This window comes from Dapis purpurea BLCC-M126 (genome assembly GCF_050015975.1).
Lineage (GTDB): Bacteria > Cyanobacteriota > Cyanobacteriia > Cyanobacteriales > Microcoleaceae > Trichodesmium.
The window spans coordinates 1-20,554 of the sequence record NZ_JBNHER010000007.1; the positions used below are offsets into that span (position 1 = coordinate 1).

At 34.8% G+C, this 20,554-nt stretch carries 22 protein-coding genes; 11 read left to right on the forward strand and 11 right to left on the reverse strand.

What is annotated here, in order from left to right; translation table 11 throughout:
- Positions 1 to 452: 452 nt before the first annotated feature.
- A complete protein-coding gene (ispF, locus tag ACP6PL_RS01910) occupies positions 453 to 941 on the reverse strand; it encodes a 2-C-methyl-D-erythritol 2,4-cyclodiphosphate synthase (protein WP_426541965.1) in 489 nt (162 codons plus the stop codon).
- Positions 942 to 1,052: 111 nt separating this feature from the next.
- Here ispF and ACP6PL_RS01915 point away from each other — a divergent pair, with 111 nt between their 5' ends.
- Positions 1,053 to 1,388: a PqqD family protein gene (locus ACP6PL_RS01915; RefSeq protein WP_426541967.1), complete on the forward strand. Its 336-nt coding sequence runs from the start codon at positions 1,053 to 1,055 to the stop codon at positions 1,386 to 1,388.
- Positions 1,389 to 1,838: 450 nt separating this feature from the next.
- Here the strand turns inward: ACP6PL_RS01915 and ACP6PL_RS01920 are convergent, their stop codons facing one another.
- The 9 genes from ACP6PL_RS01920 to ACP6PL_RS01960 form a co-directional block, all read right to left on the reverse strand.
- Positions 1,839 to 2,267 (reverse strand): SH3 domain-containing protein, encoded by a 429-nt coding sequence (locus ACP6PL_RS01920; protein WP_426541969.1) that lies wholly within the window; start codon positions 2,265 to 2,267, stop codon positions 1,839 to 1,841.
- Between the two features lie 318 nt (positions 2,268 to 2,585).
- A complete protein-coding gene (locus ACP6PL_RS01925; protein WP_426541971.1) occupies positions 2,586 to 4,082 on the reverse strand; it encodes an AAA family ATPase in 1,497 nt (498 codons plus the stop codon).
- A 227-nt stretch (positions 4,083 to 4,309) separates the two neighbouring features.
- Complete coding sequence (locus ACP6PL_RS01930; protein WP_426541973.1) at positions 4,310 to 4,813, reverse strand: YceD family protein; 504 nt, start codon at positions 4,811 to 4,813, stop codon at positions 4,310 to 4,312.
- 131 nt (positions 4,814 to 4,944) lie between these two features.
- Positions 4,945 to 5,451, reverse strand: a complete 507-nt coding sequence (locus tag ACP6PL_RS01935) for a Jag family protein (protein ID WP_426541975.1) — start codon at positions 5,449 to 5,451, stop codon at positions 4,945 to 4,947.
- The gene (gene yidC, locus ACP6PL_RS01940) at positions 5,451 to 6,599 is read right to left on the reverse strand and encodes a membrane protein insertase YidC (protein WP_426541977.1); all 1,149 of its coding nucleotides are present in this window, start codon (positions 6,597 to 6,599) and stop codon (positions 5,451 to 5,453) included. Before yidC ends, ACP6PL_RS01935 begins: the two co-directional genes overlap by 1 nt.
- A gap of 201 nt (positions 6,600 to 6,800) precedes the next feature.
- The gene (locus ACP6PL_RS01945; protein ID WP_426541979.1) at positions 6,801 to 7,190 is read right to left on the reverse strand and encodes a PH domain-containing protein; all 390 of its coding nucleotides are present in this window, start codon (positions 7,188 to 7,190) and stop codon (positions 6,801 to 6,803) included.
- The gene (rnpA, locus tag ACP6PL_RS01950; protein ID WP_426541981.1) at positions 7,162 to 7,569 is read right to left on the reverse strand and encodes a ribonuclease P protein component; all 408 of its coding nucleotides are present in this window, start codon (positions 7,567 to 7,569) and stop codon (positions 7,162 to 7,164) included. Before rnpA ends, ACP6PL_RS01945 begins: the two co-directional genes overlap by 29 nt.
- A gap of 42 nt (positions 7,570 to 7,611) precedes the next feature.
- Entirely contained in the window at positions 7,612 to 7,752 is a 141-nt protein-coding gene (gene rpmH, locus ACP6PL_RS01955) for a 50S ribosomal protein L34 (RefSeq protein ID WP_124147110.1), read from the reverse strand.
- 121 nt (positions 7,753 to 7,873) lie between these two features.
- On the reverse strand, positions 7,874 to 8,401 hold the full coding sequence (locus ACP6PL_RS01960) for a DUF2808 domain-containing protein (RefSeq protein WP_426541983.1): 528 nt from the start codon (positions 8,399 to 8,401) through the stop codon (positions 7,874 to 7,876).
- A gap of 521 nt (positions 8,402 to 8,922) precedes the next feature.
- Between ACP6PL_RS01960 and ACP6PL_RS01965 the strand changes: the two genes are divergently transcribed.
- The 4 genes from ACP6PL_RS01965 (at position 8,923) to ACP6PL_RS01980 (ending at position 13,020) form a co-directional block, all read left to right on the forward strand.
- Positions 8,923 to 10,065 (forward strand): Re/Si-specific NAD(P)(+) transhydrogenase subunit alpha, encoded by a 1,143-nt coding sequence (locus tag ACP6PL_RS01965; RefSeq protein WP_426541985.1) that lies wholly within the window; start codon positions 8,923 to 8,925, stop codon positions 10,063 to 10,065.
- A 288-nt stretch (positions 10,066 to 10,353) separates the two neighbouring features.
- Positions 10,354 to 10,644 carry an NAD(P) transhydrogenase subunit alpha part 2 gene (locus ACP6PL_RS01970; RefSeq protein ID WP_094678584.1) on the forward strand — a complete coding sequence of 97 codons (291 nt, stop codon included), beginning with the start codon at positions 10,354 to 10,356 and terminating at the stop codon, positions 10,642 to 10,644.
- Positions 10,644 to 12,050, forward strand: coding sequence for an NAD(P)(+) transhydrogenase (Re/Si-specific) subunit beta (locus ACP6PL_RS01975; RefSeq protein ID WP_426541988.1), 1,407 nt, complete (start codon positions 10,644 to 10,646; stop codon positions 12,048 to 12,050). Before ACP6PL_RS01970 ends, ACP6PL_RS01975 begins: the two co-directional genes overlap by 1 nt.
- 673 nt (positions 12,051 to 12,723) lie before the next feature.
- Positions 12,724 to 13,020 (forward strand): RNA recognition motif domain-containing protein, encoded by a 297-nt coding sequence (locus ACP6PL_RS01980; RefSeq protein WP_426541990.1) that lies wholly within the window; start codon positions 12,724 to 12,726, stop codon positions 13,018 to 13,020.
- Positions 13,021 to 13,296: 276 nt separating this feature from the next.
- Here ACP6PL_RS01980 and ACP6PL_RS01985 read toward each other — a convergent pair whose 3' ends face one another.
- The gene (locus tag ACP6PL_RS01985; protein ID WP_426541991.1) at positions 13,297 to 14,139 is read right to left on the reverse strand and encodes an ADP-ribosylglycohydrolase family protein; all 843 of its coding nucleotides are present in this window, start codon (positions 14,137 to 14,139) and stop codon (positions 13,297 to 13,299) included.
- A gap of 258 nt (positions 14,140 to 14,397) precedes the next feature.
- Here ACP6PL_RS01985 and ACP6PL_RS01990 point away from each other — a divergent pair, with 258 nt between their 5' ends.
- The 6 genes from ACP6PL_RS01990 to ACP6PL_RS02015 all read left to right on the forward strand — a co-directional run bounded on the left by ACP6PL_RS01990 (position 14,398) and on the right by ACP6PL_RS02015 (position 20,053).
- On the forward strand, positions 14,398 to 16,383 hold the full coding sequence (locus ACP6PL_RS01990; RefSeq protein ID WP_426541993.1) for a DEAD/DEAH box helicase family protein: 1,986 nt from the start codon (positions 14,398 to 14,400) through the stop codon (positions 16,381 to 16,383).
- Between the two features lie 5 nt (positions 16,384 to 16,388).
- The gene (locus tag ACP6PL_RS01995) at positions 16,389 to 16,589 is read left to right on the forward strand and encodes a CxC ATPase DNA modification system associated small protein (protein ID WP_426541995.1); all 201 of its coding nucleotides are present in this window, start codon (positions 16,389 to 16,391) and stop codon (positions 16,587 to 16,589) included.
- Positions 16,579 to 16,758 carry a hypothetical protein gene (locus ACP6PL_RS02000; RefSeq protein ID WP_426541997.1) on the forward strand — a complete coding sequence of 60 codons (180 nt, stop codon included), beginning with the start codon at positions 16,579 to 16,581 and terminating at the stop codon, positions 16,756 to 16,758. Before ACP6PL_RS01995 ends, ACP6PL_RS02000 begins: the two co-directional genes overlap by 11 nt.
- Before the next feature lie 268 nt (positions 16,759 to 17,026).
- Positions 17,027 to 19,012, forward strand: coding sequence for a hypothetical protein (locus ACP6PL_RS02005; protein ID WP_426541999.1), 1,986 nt, complete (start codon positions 17,027 to 17,029; stop codon positions 19,010 to 19,012).
- A 2-nt stretch (positions 19,013 to 19,014) separates the two neighbouring features.
- Complete coding sequence (locus ACP6PL_RS02010) at positions 19,015 to 19,494, forward strand: hypothetical protein (RefSeq protein ID WP_426542001.1); 480 nt, start codon at positions 19,015 to 19,017, stop codon at positions 19,492 to 19,494.
- 196 nt (positions 19,495 to 19,690) lie between these two features.
- Positions 19,691 to 20,053 (forward strand): SpoIIAA family protein, encoded by a 363-nt coding sequence (locus ACP6PL_RS02015; RefSeq protein ID WP_426542003.1) that lies wholly within the window; start codon positions 19,691 to 19,693, stop codon positions 20,051 to 20,053.
- The last annotated feature ends 501 nt before the right edge of the window (positions 20,054 to 20,554 follow it).

Here is a 20,554-nt window from a genome sequence, read left to right on the forward strand (position 1 = left end):
TCTCCCGCTCTTGCAGAGCCGCTAACGCTAACGGCATATCCAATCGACCAAGAGAAAAGTGCTAGGATATTTCCTTATCTTCAATTCCCGAACGGTTTTAACCAGAGGTAATTATCAATTATCCATTATCAATTATCAATTAATGAAGTCTTTCTCATAGCTCACATTTGCTAACTGTAATCTAGTAGTGGCGCATCAAGCTTGAAAATGTGGGTTAAAAAACCTAACCCCCCAACCCCCTTCCCTTGCAGGGAAGGGGGAGTATCTATCCCCTCTCCTTGCAGGAGAGGGGTTCGGGAGAGGTCTTCTTTACTCTAGACACGCTACTACTGGTGAGAGCAGTGGTGGTGCGTTATGGCAAATTGATTAACCATGGCAAGGAAAAGAAAATCCTGGAATGCCTAATGCACCCTAGTGGAGCGACTTAATTGCACCTTTCTCATAGCTAACACTTACAAACCTTCATATTTCTGTAGCAAAACCACCGCATAAGCAGCAATACCTTCTTCTCTACCTACAGGACCTAATTTTTCATTAGTAGTAGCTTTAATACTAACTTGACTTGCTTCTAGTTCTAAAGCAGTAGCAAGGCGCGATCGCATTTTCTCTATATGTGGTTTCAGTTTAGGACGCTCTGCCACTACTACTGAGTCAATATTACTAATTTGCCAGCAAGCAGCCTTAACTAAATGATTGACACGATTCAATAAATCTATACTATCAGCCCCTGCCCATTTTGGATCGCTCGGAGGGAAGTAATGGCCAATATCACCTAAACTTAAAGCACCTAACATTGCATCCATAATGGCATGGGTCAGAACATCCGCATCACTATGACCAATAAGTCCCATTTCATGGTCAATTTTGATTCCTCCCAAAATTAATGGTCTTTCTCGCCCTAATTTATGAATGTCGTAGCCATTACCTATACGAAAGTTCATATTTTTAACTATTACTTAATAGAAAATAATTGTTTAACTATTGTATAGTATATCTTGCGATGTAAAAGCAGTGTTTTTTTGAATTAATTGTATTGCTATTAGAGGTAAGTTGTGAACATTTCATTCACTCAAAAAGTATCATTCACTAATGATTTTTTTCTAGCAGAAGATGAGGGAGGAATTTTTGTAGTTAATGCTGAACAAGAAGGTGAAGATTTTCTCTTGGATGATGTAGCAGCTCAAATGTTATTTGCTTTAATAGGATCTGAGTCTATTCAAGAAGCTTATGAGGATATCTTAGAATTAGAAGAAGTCGATCCAGAGGTATTGAAAAATGATTTGTTAGAATATATTGAAGATTTAACAAATGACGGAATTATTAAAGTTATCGATCAAAAAAAAGGTCTATCTATTGCTGAAGAAGATGAAATATATATCAATTCTTAAGTCTGATTTAGGTAATAAAATTCTAGGTTTTAGCGAAAAAGCATCTCGTTGATCTAGGGGAGCAAGATGCTCCCACTGCTGAACAATGAATCTGAATAAGGAACCGCTAGAATTTTTCTCAAAAAAAATAGGATAACTTATACCAATTTAATAAATGTTTATTACAAATAGACAGGGTATTTTTTAGGAGTCAGGAGTCAGGAGTCAGGAGTCGTATGGGAATAGCTTCGATGCTTTTTTTTAGTTCATAAATCATCTTTTTAGTCAAAGGGACATCTCCTGTAAAATCTTTTTATCGTCCTTATTATTCGTAACATTCTTGTTTCAAAATGGTATTAGCTAATATTTGAATAACTTGTAAATCCTAGAAATCCTATATATATTTTCTTACTATAATAATCTACAGGAATAAGATAATATCAATCTTAACTGATGTAAAAAGTTGATAATCTAATCTAACCTTTCTGTATTACCTCCTGAAACCCAACCTATACGATCGCTCCCATCATCTACTCTAACTTTTTGCCACCTCTTATCAGAACTCTCTTCCAAAACTATAACTTCCTCTTGATAAGAAATACCTCCTATCCTATTAGAATTTCTACTAGGAGTATCCCGAAGAATCAAACCAATAGGTTCTACCACAATAGCCCTATAAGTTCCTGGATCTAATTCATTTGCTGATTTTGTAGTGTTCGTTGTTTGAGGAGATGTACTAACTTTTTGGACTACAGGTTTTTCATTTTTAAATATTGGTTTTTCAGGCATTCTTGTGAGTTTAGCTGCAAAATATAGAACTGCTGCTGCGCTAGCTCCAGCTAGTAACAGTATTGCTAAAATAAACCCTACTAAAAATTTGAAGAATCCATACAAATTCATAACTTTTCATTGTTTTTTAAAGGTTTAAATAAAAAAAAATTTGGTATCTAAAACAGAGAATAGGTAATAGGCAGCAATTTGAAAGAGAAAAACATTTTTATTATTTCTGGCTAATTTATGAGACTTGATATAATATCAAATTTCTTGTTACCTAACATCTAGAAATTTTCACCTTATTAGTCAGAGATTACTTTTGACTTTTGACTGTCAGATGTGCGTCTTACATTCTGTCTGTTGGCGAAGCGTTTCCGCAGGAAATGGATACCTCACCAATTAGCACTCGATGCCTGACTTAGTTATAGCGCATAATAGCTATACTTAAAACTTTTTGAAGCCATCATATCTAGAAGCAAGACGTGCTTTACCTGCCCCTGCCCAATCTTGTAAAAACTTAATTTGTTCTTCAGCAGTTCTAGCTAAAGGAATAATTTGACTAGCAGACTCCAAGATATCTTCAGTAGTAAACTCACGATTTTGACTAAACCCAATGTGCATAGCTTCTACTATAGATTGTTCTATTTCTGCACCAGAAAAATCTGGAGTTTCATAACCTAGCCTATCTATATCATAACTCTTAATATTATGAGGTCTTAACCTAGATAAATGTACTTCAAAAATAGCTTTTCTTTCTACCTGATTAGGTAAACCAACAAAAAATATTTCATCAAACCTACCTTTTCGCAATATTTCTGGTGGTAAAGCTTGGATATTATTAGCAGTAGCTACCACAAACACAGGAGATATTTTTTCAGCTAACCAAGTAATAAATGTACCAAAAACACGACTCGTAGTGCCAGAATCTCCTTGACTTTTAAATCCTGCAAAACCTTTATCAATTTCATCTATCCAGAGAACACAAGGTGCCAAAGCTTCAGCAATAGAAATCATCTGTCGGGTACGAGACTCCGACTCTCCTACTAAACCTCCAAATAAACGGCCCACATCCAAACGTAATAAAGGTAAATGCCAATGATGAGCGATCGCCTTAGCGGTAAGAGATTTACCCGTACCTTGTATTCCTACTAAAAGTAAACCTCTGGGATGAGGTAAACCATATTGTCTTGCTTGTTCAGAAAATGCCCCTCCCCGTCGCAACAACCAATCTTTTAAATTGTCCAAACCCCCAATATCGGAAATATTTTCATGGGCAGGATAGAAGTCTAGTATTTGAGTTTGCCGAATAGTTTGGCGTTTTTCTTCTAAAATTAGATCGACATCATCAAGCTGTAATTCTCCGTGGGTAGCGATCGCCTTAGCCAAGACTCTTCTAATTCTTTCAATAGATAATCCTTGAGCTGCCCTAACCACTTCATCTAATAAACGTTTCTCTAAAGATTGACCCATTGCCACTAACAAACGTTCTACCTCTTGAGAAATTTCTTGACTATTTGGTAGTGGAAATTCTATTATTGTAATAACTTCAGTTAAATCCTCTGGAACTGATATTTCAGGAGCCAGAATAACTATATTTTTGGGTTGAGATTTTAATTTTTTCACCAAATTTCTTAGCTTTCTAGAAATAGAAATATCTTCCAAAAATCTTTGAAAATCTCGCAATACAAATATTGCCGGAGCTGATTCCGGCAACTTTTCCACAAGTTCTAAACCTTGAAGAGGATTTCTTTTGCCAAAACCTATATCATTAGGATTATTTTGATATCCTTCCACAAAATCCCAAACATATACTGCTCTATTACCTTGTTTTTTTGCTGATTCAATAATTGCATTTTCTAGTCGTTCTTCTTCCCTTGTCTGGATATAAATTATTGAGTACCGCGAACGTAATAGTAGTTCAAACTCTGCTTGAAAATTCATAATATTTTTTTTTCATTCCCCAGTTATATCATGTTTGATTTGTGGGATTTCAGAAAACTTTTTTCTGGTCTATTTTATACAATCTTATCTAAGTATATTATCAGTTATAATGATAGTCTTGACTATTGCATTGTCAATAATTTATCTAAAACCTGATATTAATTCTTAATTAATAGTCTTTATGTTTCATACTTAACTAAAGAACTTCAACACCAAATTATCAAATCTTAATTCAGTTGCCTTTTGATCGCCTCTAAAGCTGCCCATCGACTATCTAAAACTGATGATGAAGTATTCATCTTAGATAATTTTATGCCTTGGCAATTATTGTCACATAACTTTCTAGGAGGAACTGCTAAACAGACCTGTTCATATACCCATTCTCTGGGGTTAAAATCTCCATTTGGAGGTAAAGTTTCTACTAAATGTTCTACAGAATTTTCCGCTTCTATGTGGAATAACTCTTTTTCAGTTGTAACTTGATTTAACCAAATTAATTCCTTTGGATTAATCACTAATTTATAGTTATACTGTTTCAAACATCGATCGCAAGTGAGGGTAATAATTGTTTCTGATTTTCCTTTAACTTCCAGATAGTTTCCATGATGAGTTACTTGTAAATAACCTCTAACTGGAGTCAGTGTTTCCAAGTCTAATATAAACTCTTCAAACTTGATAGATTCAGTCCTATCCGTTTTTTTTAACAGACTGGGAATAGATATTAATTCCATCTTATTTCACCTCACTTATTCCTTATCAGAAATTCAGAATTCTACACTAAGAATTCTGAATTTACTCTACTCAAATTAATGATTTTAATCTTTATGAATCATCCATTTCCCTCAATTTTTCCTATTTTTTGTTAGTTTCTAATTTTTACTACTAAACGGCGGTCTGGTTCCTGTCCATGACTGTAAGTTTCTAGGTCTTCACAGTCTTGGAGGATAGTATGTATTTGACGACGTTCCGTAGAAGATAGAGATGTTAACTCATACTCCTGACCGGTTAAACGTACTTTTTTAGCTGCATACTCAGCCATTAATAATAATTCTTCTTGGCGACGAGCTCGATAACCTGCTATTTCCACAGTGTAGGCCGAATGTTGTTCTGAATCATTATTATTTATATTCAGAATTGTATTGGTAAGGTACTGAATAGCATCAATTACTTTACCATCAACTCCCACTAGAACAGAAACCTGTTCTGGCGTCAGGTTAGTGTCATCTATTATCAACCAATAGGAATCTTCTTTTTGTTGAGCTATGACTTTTGCGGGAATTTTTGCTAAGTTTAGCAGTTTCTCTAGCCATTGCTGTCCTTCATCTAGTCCTTGATCTTGATTTATATAACTTTCGCTCATTACTAGCATTAAGCTTTCTTCTTAGAACGTCCTGGTTCAAAGGGTAGTGCTTCTCTTCCCTTTCCTGTTTTTGTTGTTTTTGGTTGTGACTCTTCTACTAATTTCTGAATGTCCTCAGGCAATGGTTCTTTGGATAAAATATATGCCTGAAAAGTTTGAAATATGTTAGCTATCAGCATATACAGTAGCACACCTGCTGGGAGGGGAGTAAACAGAAATATTCCTGAAAATAGAATAGGAGTAATTTTGTTTATAGAGTCTTGATTTGGATTAGCATTGTTAGCTCCAGCTCCTTGACCTGATATTGTCTGGCTAGCATATATGCTAACTCCAAAACCAACCACCATAATTAATATGTCCCAGTGGATAGTCCCATCGTCATCAAAGGCACCAACACGACCGAGGGCTTTAATAAATAGGAACCCCTTATTTGCTGCAATTCCAGGAATTGTACCTTGAATTGTAGCTTCACCTGATTGTAACGCTACTAAGTTTCCATCTGGATCTATTTGAACTCTTTCAGAACCTTTAGTAACAGTCCATATAGGCTGGATTTCAGTTTGATTATATTCCTCTTTCAAAGTTGCTAGAGATTTTCCTTGTTCTGTTTGAAATTCAACCTGAGTTTTATCTCCAACAACTAACTTATTACCACTGGGCATGAGAGCCAAAATTGGGTAGTGAACACCATCATTAACATATATATTTTGAGGTGAAGTTGTATAAGCCTGTGGTTGAATTCGTTCTAACTGTTCTTGAGGAAATATTTGTAAATCTACAGTATAATTGATATTAGTAAAAGGCGATCCACGCAGAGTTGCGAATAAAGCAAAAAGTATGGGCATTTGAAATAGGAGTGGTAAACATCCTGCCAATGGATTAAACTCTTTCATAAGTTTAGCCATTTCTTCCTGCTGTTTTTGTGGATCATCTTTATAGCGTTTTTGAATCTCCTCTTGTCTCTTCTTCATCAAAGGTTGCGTAACTTTCATCTTACGCATATTCCGAATTGACCCAGCATTTAATGGGTAGAGACTTGCACGAATTACAAGGGTTAAAGCTACAATTGCTAGACCATAGCTAGGCACGATCCCATAGAAAAAGTCTAGGATCGGCAGCATTATGTTGTTGGAAATAAATCCTATACCAAAATCCATTATTTTATGTCTACCTTGGGGCTGGTTATTTTTCTAATTTTGACGATTTGAAATTATTTATTACTACTAATTCCCACATCTAGTTAACTACTTGTAAATCTAATAATTTATCAGCATTTTTATCTAGATTGATATTATATAGCAGGGAATAGGGAAATGGATAATGAATGGTGGATAATGAAAACCATCTCTAATTATCAATTAATTAGTAGCACTGTCAGCTTTTTGAGTTTTTGCCGCCATTTTTTCAGTTATGTAAGCTTCAATTTCTCTAAATCTTGGTATTGCCCTTAGTTCCAAGCGAGTACCATTTCTCAGGGTAATTGCTAAATCACCCCAAGCTCCTAATCCTCTAGGAACTTTTGCCACCTTGACAATTTCTGAGTAAACAATATCTGTACGATCTTGTCCCATCCAGCCCCCTATGACTGAAACTCGGCGATTAGTAATCCGATACCTTAGCCACAAGGCCCTGACAATAGCCGCAACAGTTAGAGGCAGGCCAATAATTGTTAGGCCAATTAATAAATTAAAGATTAAATCTCCTATATGGGGACCACCCTCATAGAAGGCTTCTTCTCGAATACCCATGCAAAACCTCCGCTTGTGCCAATAACTTCTCTAATTGTTGCAGAAATTCATCATAATTGCACTTTTGGGCTATTGGTTTTACTACGATTACTATATCCCATCCTCTTGATATATATGGCAATATTTGGCGCAAAGCTGCTCTTATTTGGCGTTTGATTCGATTTCGGACTACTGCTCCTTTGCTCACCTTTTTGCTAATAGAAATACCTATGCGAGTAGGTCTATGAGGTTCCAAATTATCTGTATCCAGAAGTAATTTAGGCTCTTGCTGATGACGCAGAGCCCTTAAAGCCAAATAAGAAGTATTTTTGCGAATTCCTTTCTGGTATACAGCACTAAAGTCTTTATTATGACGAAGCCTGTTTTCTATAGGCAACATGGTGAGATTTCTTCAAACTCGTCTAGATGGTGAAAATACTCTCTAATAAACTGCCAGACGCTCACGGCCTTTTTGCCGACGTGCTTTAATTACTGCTCGGCCATTTCTTGTACGCATCCTTGTTCTAAAACCAGATACTCTTCTTCTTTTTCTACTGGTACCATGTAAAGTCCGCTGAGTCATTTTTCTCTACTCCTTAACCACTAATCTAATAATAATTTAAAGTCACAATCTCCAATTGTAGCATGGATATCTTAATAAAGTTGGTCTCAGTCAATTTATCCTCTATTCTCAACTAAATATCCTATTCTATGCTCAAAAGCCATGTGCCAATATAACGTAGTAAAGGTACATCACCAGGAGTCCTGATATTGGCATTAAAGTGATACATTCCACCAAATCTGGGGTTTTTTACATTGTTGAGAACTACCTCAATTTTTTTACCAGCAGGAATAGGTTCAGCAGGGTATATTTCGATAAACTTGTTTTCCTTGTCCCATACTACTTCATCTATGGGTATTGATTCTGGTTTTTCAGATTTTCCTCCCCCTACACGAATTTCTATTTTTTCAGTATCAAAAGTACCTTTATAGTAGTTAGGATAAAAAATTGATAACTGAGCAACGGCTAAATTTAATTTGTTTGCTGGTATTCGCAGTCGATAACGATCCCATGTCCCAGATTTACCAGAATCTAAACGGAAATTTAATTGATTTTTCTGTTCTGGCCCACCAAACAATGTAAATCCTGGCATTCCCTGAGCTAAACTTGCCATTGAGAACCCTGTTAATAAGCAACTACTTACAATCAAAGCAGACAGTATACGTTTCATAAAATTTTCTCTAACTTTAAAATCTCTTCTCTAAAACTTTATCAAAATTTTATAAATACAGCTAAATATTGTAAGTCAAAAGTCAAAATCTAAGTTGCCGAAATTGTTTAACAGTAAACCGGGTTAGATCTGTCTTGATAGCAAATAGTAAATGCGATAACTGTATAATCGGATTTCATATCAATCAAATATAGTCAAACCAAGAATTATGCTTCGCGCCTTCTGACTTTTGCTACAACACCAACTTTAAATTAGGAATTTTAAGAAAATTTGTCATAAGTTTCGATAATGACAAATTTAATAACAAATTTTTGGTACTAAAATTAATCATATTTTCCTCTGGCCACCTTGAATTCATAAGACAAGTTAAAGATAGCAATGAGCAATGAAATATCAGCCTAATAATCTTAAATAAGAAGCAAGTAGTAAAAAACCATAAGATAGCTAGCTAACTCAGGCCCATTAATTTTAGGTGGGGTTCCCTGGTAAGGAAATCAAACTTTAGTAGACAAGGAGAATTTATGAGAATAGCGGTAGCTAAGGAAATTCTGGTCAATGAATCTCGTGTGGCCTTAGTTCCTGATGTCATAGCCAAGTTAGTTAAACAGGGGCTAGAAATACAGGTAGAAGCAGGTGCGGGAGAAAAATCTTTCTTCTTTGACGGAGCTTACGAACAAGCTGGAGCAAAGATAATTTCTGATAGTGACACTCTGTGGCGTGAAACTGAAGTACTCCTAAAAATTGGGGTACTAGAGGAATCAGAAGTTGATAAATTACAGGAAGGTTCTGTTGTTATTAGTTTCCTCAATCCTCTAGGAAACCCAGCTATTGTAAAGCGTTTAGCTGAACGTAAAGTAACTGCATTCAGTATGGAACTGATCCCTCGTACCAGTAGGGCGCAAGTTATGGATGCTTTATCTTCCCAAGCTAATATTGGTGGATATAAAGCTGTTTTGCTGGCATCTGCTGCTTTACCTAAGTTTTTCCCTATGTTAACTACAGCAGCAGGTACTATTAAACCTGCCAAAGTATTAGTTATGGGGGCAGGAGTTGCTGGTTTACAGGCGATCGCTACTGCTCGTCGTCTTGGTGCGGTAGTAGAAGCATTTGATATTCGTCCAGAAGTTAAAGAGCAAGTGCAAAGCTTGGGAGCAAAATTTGTAGATGTTACTCTCCAAGAAGACACTGTTGCTGATGGTGGTTATGCTAAAGAACTTTCTGAGCAAGCTAAACAACATACTCGTGAAGTTCTCACACAGCACGTTGCTGCTTCAGATATTGTCATTACTACTGCTCAAGTTCCTGGTAAAAAAGCACCATTGCTAGTAACTAAGGAAATGGTAGACCAAATGAAACCAGGAGCAGTAATAGTTGATATGGCAGCCTCACAAGGTGGTAACTGTGAATGTACTGAAGCAGGCAAAGATGTACAGTGGAATGGCGTGACTATTATCGGTCCTGTCAATTTACCAGCAACTATGCCAGTTCATGCTAGTGAGTTGTATGCAAAAAATATTACAGCTTTGCTCAAGTTGATGATTAAAGATGGGGAACTAAATCTTGATTTTGAGGATGACATCATTGCTGGTGCTTGTGTTAGCCATGCTGGTGAAATTCGTAATCAAAGAGTAAAAGATGCTTTGGGTGTTGCTGTTGGTAGTTAAATAATTCCTCACTAAAAAGTATTGCTAGTTTTAAAAAATGCTAATAGTCAAAATGTCAAATCAATCTAATTTATTAAGTAAATTAGGGATTGATATTTTTCCACAAAGCTAAAAGCAATATGAGGAAGAATTAACTTCAGTAACTATAACTATAGCACTACCTAATCAAATGAGGAATTGCAGAAGAGTTGAAACTAGGTAAGATCAAACTTCTTCCTTCTTCCTTCTTCCTTCTTCCTTCTTCCTTCTTCCTTCTTCCTTCTAAAAACAATTCAGTGTGAAAAGACTATGAGCGAAACATTAATTGCAGCTTTATTCGTATTCGTCTTGGCATCATTTGCCGGATTTGAAGTGATTAACAAAGTGCCTCCAACTCTGCACACACCCCTAATGTCTGGAGCTAATGCTATTTCAGGGATTGCAGTTTTGGGCGCACTAATTATTGCTGGTGACAAAGACTGGAATGTCACTGTCATTTTAGGTTTAATTGCTGTCGTTTTTGCCACCATTAACGTAGTTGGTGGCTTTTTAGTAACAGACCGGATGTTGCAAATGTTCAAGAAAAAGGAGGCTGCATAATGACTGACTTTATACCAACCGGAATCCAGTTAAGCTACCTAGTAGCAGTATCTCTATTTTTCGTGGGGCTGAAAAAGTTGGGTTCTCCAGCTACAGCTCGGAATGGTAATTTGTTAGCATCAGTAGGGATGTTGATTGCTATTGTGGCAACCCTACTTGAAAAAGAAGTTTTGAACTATGAAATGATTCTGATTGGAATCGTTATTGGTTCAATTATTGGAGCGATCGCTGCTTATAAAGTAGAAATGACTGCCATGCCTCAAATGGTTGGTTTATTCAACGGTTTGGGTGGTGCTGCTTCTGCAATGGTCGCAGTAGGTGAATTTTGGCGGTTTCTAGCTGTTGCTCAGTCACCCCCATTACCTACTACTATTACAGCATTATTAGGTGTATTAATTGGTGGCGTAACTTTCACAGGTTCTGTGATTGCTTTTGCTAAACTACAAGGAATTATGAGTGGTTCTCCAATCACTTTCCCATTACAGCAACCTGTTAATGCTCTCCTATTTGGTGGGTTTATTGTAGGCAGTGTTTATCTGTGTGTCACACCATTCAACTTACCCGTGTTTTTAGCATTGGTAGGTGTGTCTCTAGTATTAGGTGTAATGTTTGTTATCCCCATTGGTGGGGGTGATATGCCAGTGGTGATTTCTTTGTTGAACTCCTTCTCTGGTTTAGCTGCTAGTGCTGCTGGTTTTGTGGTGATGAACAATATGTTAATCATCGCAGGTGCATTGGTTGGTGCTTCTGGTATTATCCTCACAGTTATTATGTGTAAGGGTATGAACCGTTCCTTAACTAATGTACTATTTGCTGCATTTGGTACTGGTGAAGGTGGCGGTGCTGCTGCTGGTGCAGGTGGCAAAACTGAGCAGACGGTTCATAGTATTGACCCAGAAGAGGGTGCAATGATGTTGGGTTATGCCCGCTCTGTGGTAATTGTGCCTGGTTATGGTATGGCCGTTGCTCAAGCTCAACATTCTGTCCGGGAGTTATCAGACCAGTTGGAAGGATTGGGTGTTGAAGTAAAGTATGCTATTCACCCAGTTGCTGGCCGGATGCCTGGACACATGAACGTATTATTAGCAGAGGCAAATGTCCCTTATCCTCAGTTATACGATATGGATGACATTAATCCTCAGTTTGACCAAGCAGATGTGGCCTTGGTAATTGGGGCTAATGATGTGGTGAATCCTGCAGCTCGTGCAGACCAAAATAGTCCAATTTATGGTATGCCCATTCTAGACGTTGATAGGGCAAAGCATACTATTGTGATTAAGCGCGGTCTCAGCACTGGTTTTGCTGGTGTGGACAATGATTTGTTCTACAAGGATAAGACTATGATGCTGTTTGGCAGTGCCAAGGATATGGTTGCTAAGTTGGTTTCTGAGGTCAAGCAACTTTAAGATTTAGAGGTAGGTTAGGTAAGCAAAATCTCAGTTTCTTAAGATGCTTACCTCTAGGTGTTTAATCCCGATCAATGTTCAATGGTTAATGCTTCTATAAGTTTTATTGAACAAACCATTGTTCATTGTTGAGGGATTTTAATGAAGTCAGAAGTCAGAAGTTATATCAAATTTGGTTATGATAAAGATACTTTTGCCCATCATCTCTAAGCTTTTTCCCATCTCGCCTATACGCAATATTCTGGTTTCCACAATAAGGATACTCTATAAACTCGATTGAGTATTAGAAGTTAGAAGTCAGATTGGCGACTTTGAACAACCCTCTAAAAACATTTCGCCTTAAAAGCCTGGGTTGCGCCACTCAATTATTTTGATAATTTATATAATGCTTGCTCTTGTGATTCCTTGGGAGAGCTGAAGAGAATGTCCCTGGTCATATTGTAATTTTATATTTTATATTTTGGTAATTTTATATTTTAGTAATTTTATATTTTATATTTTGATATTTTCACAAAAGTCTCTGAATATTTAGTATGTGTTGTGCTATTATATAAAATGAGAATAAGTTCGGTTGTAATGTTTGTTCATATTGAGGGTTACTTTCCTGTCGTTATTGGCAAGCTTCTCTCCGAAGTCTAAATCTCTACACATCTCTAAATTTGGGAGAAAATCTATGTCAATTTATGTAGGTAACTTATCCTACGAGGTCACACAAGAAGACCTATCTGAAGTTTTTAAGGACTATGGTACTGTCAAGCGAGTTCAGTTACCAACTGACCGTGAAACAGGACGCCCGCGTGGCTTTGGGTTTGTGGAAATGAGTACAGAGGAAGAAGAATCTGCTGCTATTGAAGCACTTGATGGAGCTGAATGGATGGGTCGTGATATAAAAGTTAATAAAGCAAAGCCTCGTGAAGATAGAAGACCCGCTGGTGGTGGACGCAGAGGTGGTGGTGGTGGTCGCTACTAAATCATAAAAAACTAATTATTAGGGTTAATAGTTTGGTAACAAATGTTTAGCCGACAACTAAGGGGATATAAGTAGCAAAAGGTTTGACAAGATTTTCTTGTAGACATTGGGACATACCCCCTCAGTGGAAAATATTCTACTCTGCATTATTAAAAAATATTAGCAAAATAGTATCGGGCTAAATTAACTCCTATAATTATTTAGTTTTGTAGGCGTGGGTTAAGAAAATAAATTATTGGTTTTAACCTGAATTTATTCATAAAACCTGCCTCTACTTTAAATCTTCATAGCCATAAGCTGTTGATCGAGAACTATCAAATAATCTCGCCCATATTTACCATTTTCTAATAAGAGTTTGAGATTTTCTGGCAAATCTTGAACCATTTCCTGACTACAGGAACCGGCAGCTAAAGCTATAGTTGCCACTGTATCTACGTCTCCTGTAAAATTAATACAATCGATTAATAAGCTGCTCATTTTATCATTTCTCTGCACTGCAGTAATAGCCGCTCTAACACTCATCCAACCTTTAGAACCTACTTTTTGATTCCAAGTTTCTAACCAAGTTTTTCCTGGAACATGAGTTTCAATAAATTTTCCTAATTGGCTTTTTTTATCTAAGTTATAAATGAAATAATGACTCATTAATGCTGAGGCGATCGCTGCATCAATTCCGTCAGGAGTGTTATGAGTAATAGCTGCTTGAATAGTTGCTTTTTGTTTGACTTCTTTAATAGTAGGAAAAATACCAATAGGAGCTGCTCGCATTGCAGCACCACTTTTGTCGCTTGTAGGAATTATTTCTGCTAAAAATTGTTTCCCGGTTTTTACTCGTTTTAAAAAGTCATAAAACTTTCGAGAATATCCTTCCCGTTCGTCTCTTTTAAAAGCTTCAACAAATTTATTAGCTAAATTCTCTCGCGTCCAGGGTTCCCTAGAAATTATCATTTCGGCAATAGCAATACTCATTTGAGTGTCGTCTGTATAGGAACCGGGAATAAGTTTGTGGCGGGGGTGCTTCACATAATTAAATAGATTATTGTGTTGTTTAATTAACTCAATATCTGCATATTCAAAACCGGCGCCGTAAGCATCACCAATAGCAAGTTCTAGTAACATAATTAATTTAGTAAAAGCACGACAAAGATTTTGGCACGGATGTAAAGATGATTATACTTCAGAATTTAGGTACATAATTCCTAATTATAATGATTTCATACAAATTTTAGGGGAAACTAGACAGAATTATAAAATTAATTAACTTGTTTGTCTGAGTCTGAAGTCAACTCTGAAAACTTTTCTTCTATTCTATTAGGTAAAAGAATATGTAACAATAATTCTAAGGCTATCTTGAGACAAGAGTGAAATCGTCTGATAATGTCAAATGCTATAGAAAAAATTGCCAGTCACTATAGAAGTGGAAAATCTGATTTAGCTCAAGATTTTTTTATACCTTGCTTAAAAAATTGTATTCAATATCGCCGTGCAGTAGGTTATTTTTCTAGCGGTGCTTTAGTTTCTTGGGCAGAAGCTATTCCTTATTTATTAGATAACAATGCTGTGATTAAGTTGATAATTTCTCCTGAATTATCGGAAGCAGATAAAAAAACTTTAGCGGTGGCAGTTAATGAGGAAAAAAATCATCAATTTAGACAAATTATTGCTGATAGAATTATTAAAGATGCTTTAGAGTTATCAACACAGTCTGATTCGATTTATCTGAGGCAAAAACTATTAGCTTGGATGATAGCTAATGATAAATTAATTTTCAAGTTTGCCTTTCCTCAACATATAAATCAAGTGGGAATTTTTCACGAAAAAATCGGAATATTTGATTTTGAGAATGGTAATTTTATTGCTTTTACTGGCTCTGCTAATGAGTCAATAAGTGGTCATAGTCGTAATTATGAATCAATAGATGTTTATCGGAGTTGGATGAGTGCTGACGAAGAAAGAGTTAAGATTAAAATTGAAGAATTTGAAGAAACATGGTTAGGAAAAGCAGTAGGTCTAAAAATTCTTTCTTTATCTTCAGAAACAATGGATTTTATTAGATCTTATTCTCCTGATAAAAAACCTGAAATTAAACAAGAAAAAAATAAAAATTTAGATAGTCAAACCAAGAAATTACCCTTAAAAATATCAGAGAAAAAAAATGGTAGTTATCAATGGCGACATCAAGAAGAAGCAGTAGAAAAATTTCTCAAAGTTGGTCATGGAGTATTGGAAATGGCAACAGGTACGGGAAAGACTCGTACTACTTTAAAAATTCTTAGTAAGCTAGATGATTTACAACAGATATATGGAATTATTATTAGTACGGAAGGTACTGATTTATTAGATCAATGGTCAAAAGAAATTGATAGTTGGTCTGTTCAGAGACCTAAACTTTTTAGAGTTCTTAAACATTATTCGTCTTACCATCAATTAGATAGTTTTGCTCTTAATCCTGAGAGAGCAGTTTTAATAGTTTCTAGGGAAAATTTAGGTAAATTATTTAATCGTCTGCAGTCAAAAATAAAATCAAAGTTGATTATTGTACATGATGAAGTACATGGTTTAGGAAGTCTGGCAATTCGTCAACAATTAACTGGAAAACATCAAGATTTTGGTTATCGCTTAGGGTTAAGTGCTACGCCTGAAAGAGAATATGACAGTGAGGGAACAGAATTTATTTTTGCAGAGTTAGGGGAAGTATTTTTTCAATTTGGAATTAAAGAAGCTATTGAAAGAGGGATACTTTGTGAATTTGACTATATGCCTCTTTTTTATCAACTTACTAACAATGATAAAGAGAGACTTCAACAAGTATATAGACAAAAAGAAGCTCGTCTCAAGGCAGGTAAACCTATGAGTGAGGAAGAAGTTTGGATTAAACTTTCTCGTGTTTATAAAACTGCTGAAAATAAACTGGATGTTTTTGCCGATTTTTTGGTTGAAAATTTTCAGAGACTTAAATCTACTATTATATTTGTTGAAGAGAAAGAATATGGTAATCAACTGTTAGATAATATTCATAATTACACTCATCGTTATCGTACTTATTATTCAGGAGAAGAGCAAAAATATTTGCAAGATTTTGCTCAAGGTAAAATTGATTGTTTAATAACTTGTCATCGTGTTTCTCAAGGAATTGATATTAAGAATCTGGAAAATGTAATTCTTTTTTCTTCAGCAAGGGCTAAACTAGAAACTATTCAACGTATTGGTCGTTGTTTGCGTATTAATCCAAATAATCCAGGAAAGAGAGCAAAAGTAGTTGATTTTGTCTTGCAGTTGGAGGATAATCAAGATAGAATATCTGCTGATGAGGAACGTTATGAATGGTTATCTGAACTTTCAAAAATTCGGAGAAAAAGTTAACAATTATGGTAGATGAGGAAATAAAAAAAGCTATTAGAGAGTCTGTTTCAGAAGCAAGTCAACCAGAAACAGTTGCAAGTAGATTGATTAAATGGTTAGAGGCAATTAGCGAGCAAAATTTAAGTGAAACTGATAAAAGTGAACGTCTTGAATTAGTGTATGACGCTATTAAAATTGAACAATTAGAAATGAATAATGAAGATTAAAGTTTTTTTGTTAAAAACAGAAGGTTTAAGATGCCCAGATATGAAAATTAATCTTTTATCTGGTGTTAATCCTGCTCATGTTTCTCTGATTCAAATGCCTAATGGTACAGCAAAAACTACTACTTTAAGTTTAATTCGTGCTGCTATGAATGGGGAAGCAAATAAATAGGATGTGGAAAAAGTAATAAGTTTTCGTAGAGTTAACTAATTTAATTCTACTGGAACATTTATTTGAGATTTAAGGGTTGATGAGAAGCGTTTAACTTTTGAATTAAATTTTGATTTTGAGGAGGGAAAAGTTGATTATCGTAGTATTTTTCCGTCATTAAGAGGAGTAACTCCAAAATGAGAGCTTTCCCTGAATTCTAGAGGAACATTTGTTTGAAATTTAAGGGTTGATGATAAGGGTGTAACTATTGAAAAATTAGAGATAAATAATGAAGATTGAAATTATTGGTTGGGAAGCAGAGGGTTTAAGATGCCCAGATATGAATATTAATCTTTTATTTGGTGTTAATCCTGCTCATGTTTCTCTGATTCAAATGCCTAATGGTACAGCAAAAACTACTACTTTAAGTTTAATTCGTGCTGCTATGAATGGGGAAGCAGATAAATGGGATGCAGAGAAAGTCAAAAGTTTTCGTAGGGCTAATAAATTTAATTATAGAGGAAAATTTGTTTTAGATTTAAGGGTTGATGAGAAGCGTTTAACTTTTGAACTAGATTTTGATTTTGAAGAGGGAAAAGTTGATTATTCTACATCGGATTCATCATTAGGAGGAATTACTCCAAAATGGGAGCCTCCTCTGAATCTTTATCGTTTTTTCAATCAAAAATTTGTGCAATTATTTATTTTTGATGGTGAGTTTGCTAAAGATTTATTGGATTCTAATAAAACTCATGCTTCTCAGGCAATTGATAGTTTATTTCAACTCTATTTACTGGATGAAATTAAAGGATTTATAGATAAGGATTGGAATCAAAAAACAGAAAAAAAAGCTAGCGATCAGCGGGGTTTAACTCGCCAAAGAAATAAAGTTAATGGTTTGAGAGAAAGAATCAAAAAAGTTGAGGCAATAAAAGATAGAAAACAAGAAGAACTTAACGTTATAGAAAGGGATATTCAAAATTTAGAAACTAAAATTGATGAGTCTAATAGCCAGAATCAGGATTTATATCAACAATTAACAGAGAATAGAGAAGAAAAAGGTAAAGCTGAAAACAAAGTGGAAAATAGAACCAGAGATATAATGACGCAAATTAGACAACCTCAGTTTTTGCATAAAAGTTTTATTGATTCTTTAATTGAATTAAAAGATAAGTTAGATAAAGCTAAACTTCCTGAAAAAGCATCGCGTCAATTTTTTATTGACCTTTTAGAAGAGGATAAATGTATCTGTGGCATAGAATTAAATCATCAAACTCGTGAAGCTATTCAAAGCAGAGCCGAATTATATTTATCAGACTATACTGCTGCATTTTTAAATAGTTTAAAAGAAGATATTAGAACTAAACTAACACCTGAAACTTCTGAAAATTTTGACTTATTAACTAAAAATTTAGAAGATTTAAAAACAGATATTGAAATTAGACAGTATGCTGAAACTAGGTGTAGAGCTATAGAAAGTCAACTGACAGCTCAAGGTGATACTCAACTTAAATCTTGGCAAACATTACTGGATCAGAAAAAAATTGAAAAAAATGATATAGAAAGATTATTAGAACAAATTAACCGCACCCCAAATCATAAAGACGATCCTAAAAACTATGAAAAAACTCTTTGTATTGAATCATTAAAAAAATGGTTAGAAGTAGAAGAGGAAAAATTAGCAGAAATTTCTCATACAGTAGAACTAACAAAGAAAAAACAAATCTTACAAAAAATTATAGACGAGTCTCTGAAGAAAGCAAAAATTAAATTAACAGACTCTTTAATTGAAGATTGTAATCTATTCTTAGATATAGTTTTAGAACGAGACCCAATTCATATTGATAAAATCGAAAATTCTCTTTATCTCAAAAGTCAAAAAGAAGCAAGTATGGGTCAAACATTATCTGTAGGCTATACTTTTTTAATGACATTATTACATAAAGGAAAACATGATTTTCCTCTAGTAGTTGATAGTCCAGCTAATGCTATTGATGCTACAGTCAGACGAGAAATTGCTAAACAAATTCCCCAACTTTGTCATCAGTTTATTGCTTTAACTATTTCTACTGAAAGAGAAGGTTTTACCGATACTCTTGATAATAAATCAGATTCCACTAAATTTATAACTGTATTTAGAAAAACTAGAGGTACAGAAAAACTACAAAATACTTTACCTTCTGAAGGAGTTACTCAAACTGAAAATTGTGTCGTTGTAGAAGGAAAAGAATATTTTAATAAATTCGATCTTGAAGAAGATGAGGATGAGACTTAGCTATGGCTAAATCATTTCAACTACGTCTAGATGTTGATGAGTGGTTTTCTAATATTAATAAAGGGAAAACACAACAAATTAAAACGGATTTTGATTTATATTATTTCTGTTTAATGATGGGATTAGCAACAAAGTCTAAAAATAATCCCAGTGAAAGATGTCAATGTCGAGATTTTATTGATTACTTTGTTAGCGATTATAAAAACCAACGAAATTTAATTATTGGTTTACTGTTCAGGGCAGAATTAGAAAATATGGGAATTAGTTTAGATGAAAAAGATGCTACAAAAAAACAATTATTAAAACTCATAGACCCTAGTAGTCAAACCAACCTAACTGATGAAGGAATAGATAAAATGAATGCTTATGCTAGTGGTGGTTTTGATTATTTAAGAGAAAAATTTGGTTCAAAACCTTATCATCTTGAAGATTTTTTGCAGAGCTATGTAAAAATTTTACGAGAAGCTATTGATGGTAGGTAGATTTGAAATAAACCTAGTATCTATCTATGTGGTTTCCCATCCTGAGATTGCTACTGTTTAAGTCCAACTCAACTTTATAGAGTTTGAGTAAGGCTTTAAAATTTATTTGTTGAACTAGCTTGTGAAGTTCTATAATAAAGGTAGGGTTAATCTCTACAAACCGATCTGGCATAGATTGAAATCTAGGAGGGTTATTATGATTGAAATTACTTCCAATCAACCGGATAATATTCTTGCCTTTACTGCTCATGGCCAAGTGACAGGAGAAGATTACGAGTCTGTTTTGATTCCTGCTGTAGAAGCTAAGTTAAAAGAACATCGTAAAATACGCTTGCTTTATCATTTAGATAATGATTTTTCAGGATTTGATGCTAAAGCTTTATGGGATGATACAAAAGTTGGTTTTCAACACCTAACAGCTTGGGCAAAAATAGCTGTTGTCTCTGATAATAAATGGGTTCTCGGAGCAACAAAATTTTTTGGATTTATCTGGCCTTGTCCTGTCAAAGTGTTCGACAATGGTCATTTAGCAGAAGCTAATGAATGGCTTAAGGCTTAACAGTATTTTGTGTTGAAAAATATTATCGAACTAAACATTATCCGCAAGGTATGTTTTGAGGTGAAAAATAAACGGAAGTAGCTTTTTTGTTATTTCCGTTTTGTCATAAAATGCTACATTTTATTCTGATTGAAAGTTATTTAATAGATTTATTGTAGGGTAAATCTAACAAAGGGATAGGGAACAGAGCAAAAGATGTAGCTATTTCCCACCATAGTAGTCAGTAATCAGTATTTAGAAGGTAAGGAAAAGAGCTTATATTGTAGTATTTTTTGTGGAATTTGTATCAAAATTATTTATTTGGTTTGTTTGATATTTATATATATATTTATATTCACTTTATTAGGACTATTAGGACTTACGCAGTACAAGGTATTTTCGTCATTGCGACCGACAGGAAAGCAATCTCAAATCCTAGTTTTTCGGACCTCATGTTTCAGTCCTATTTATCATACTTAACTGATAGGCAAATCGCTATATTGTAAACTTATATCATTTTAA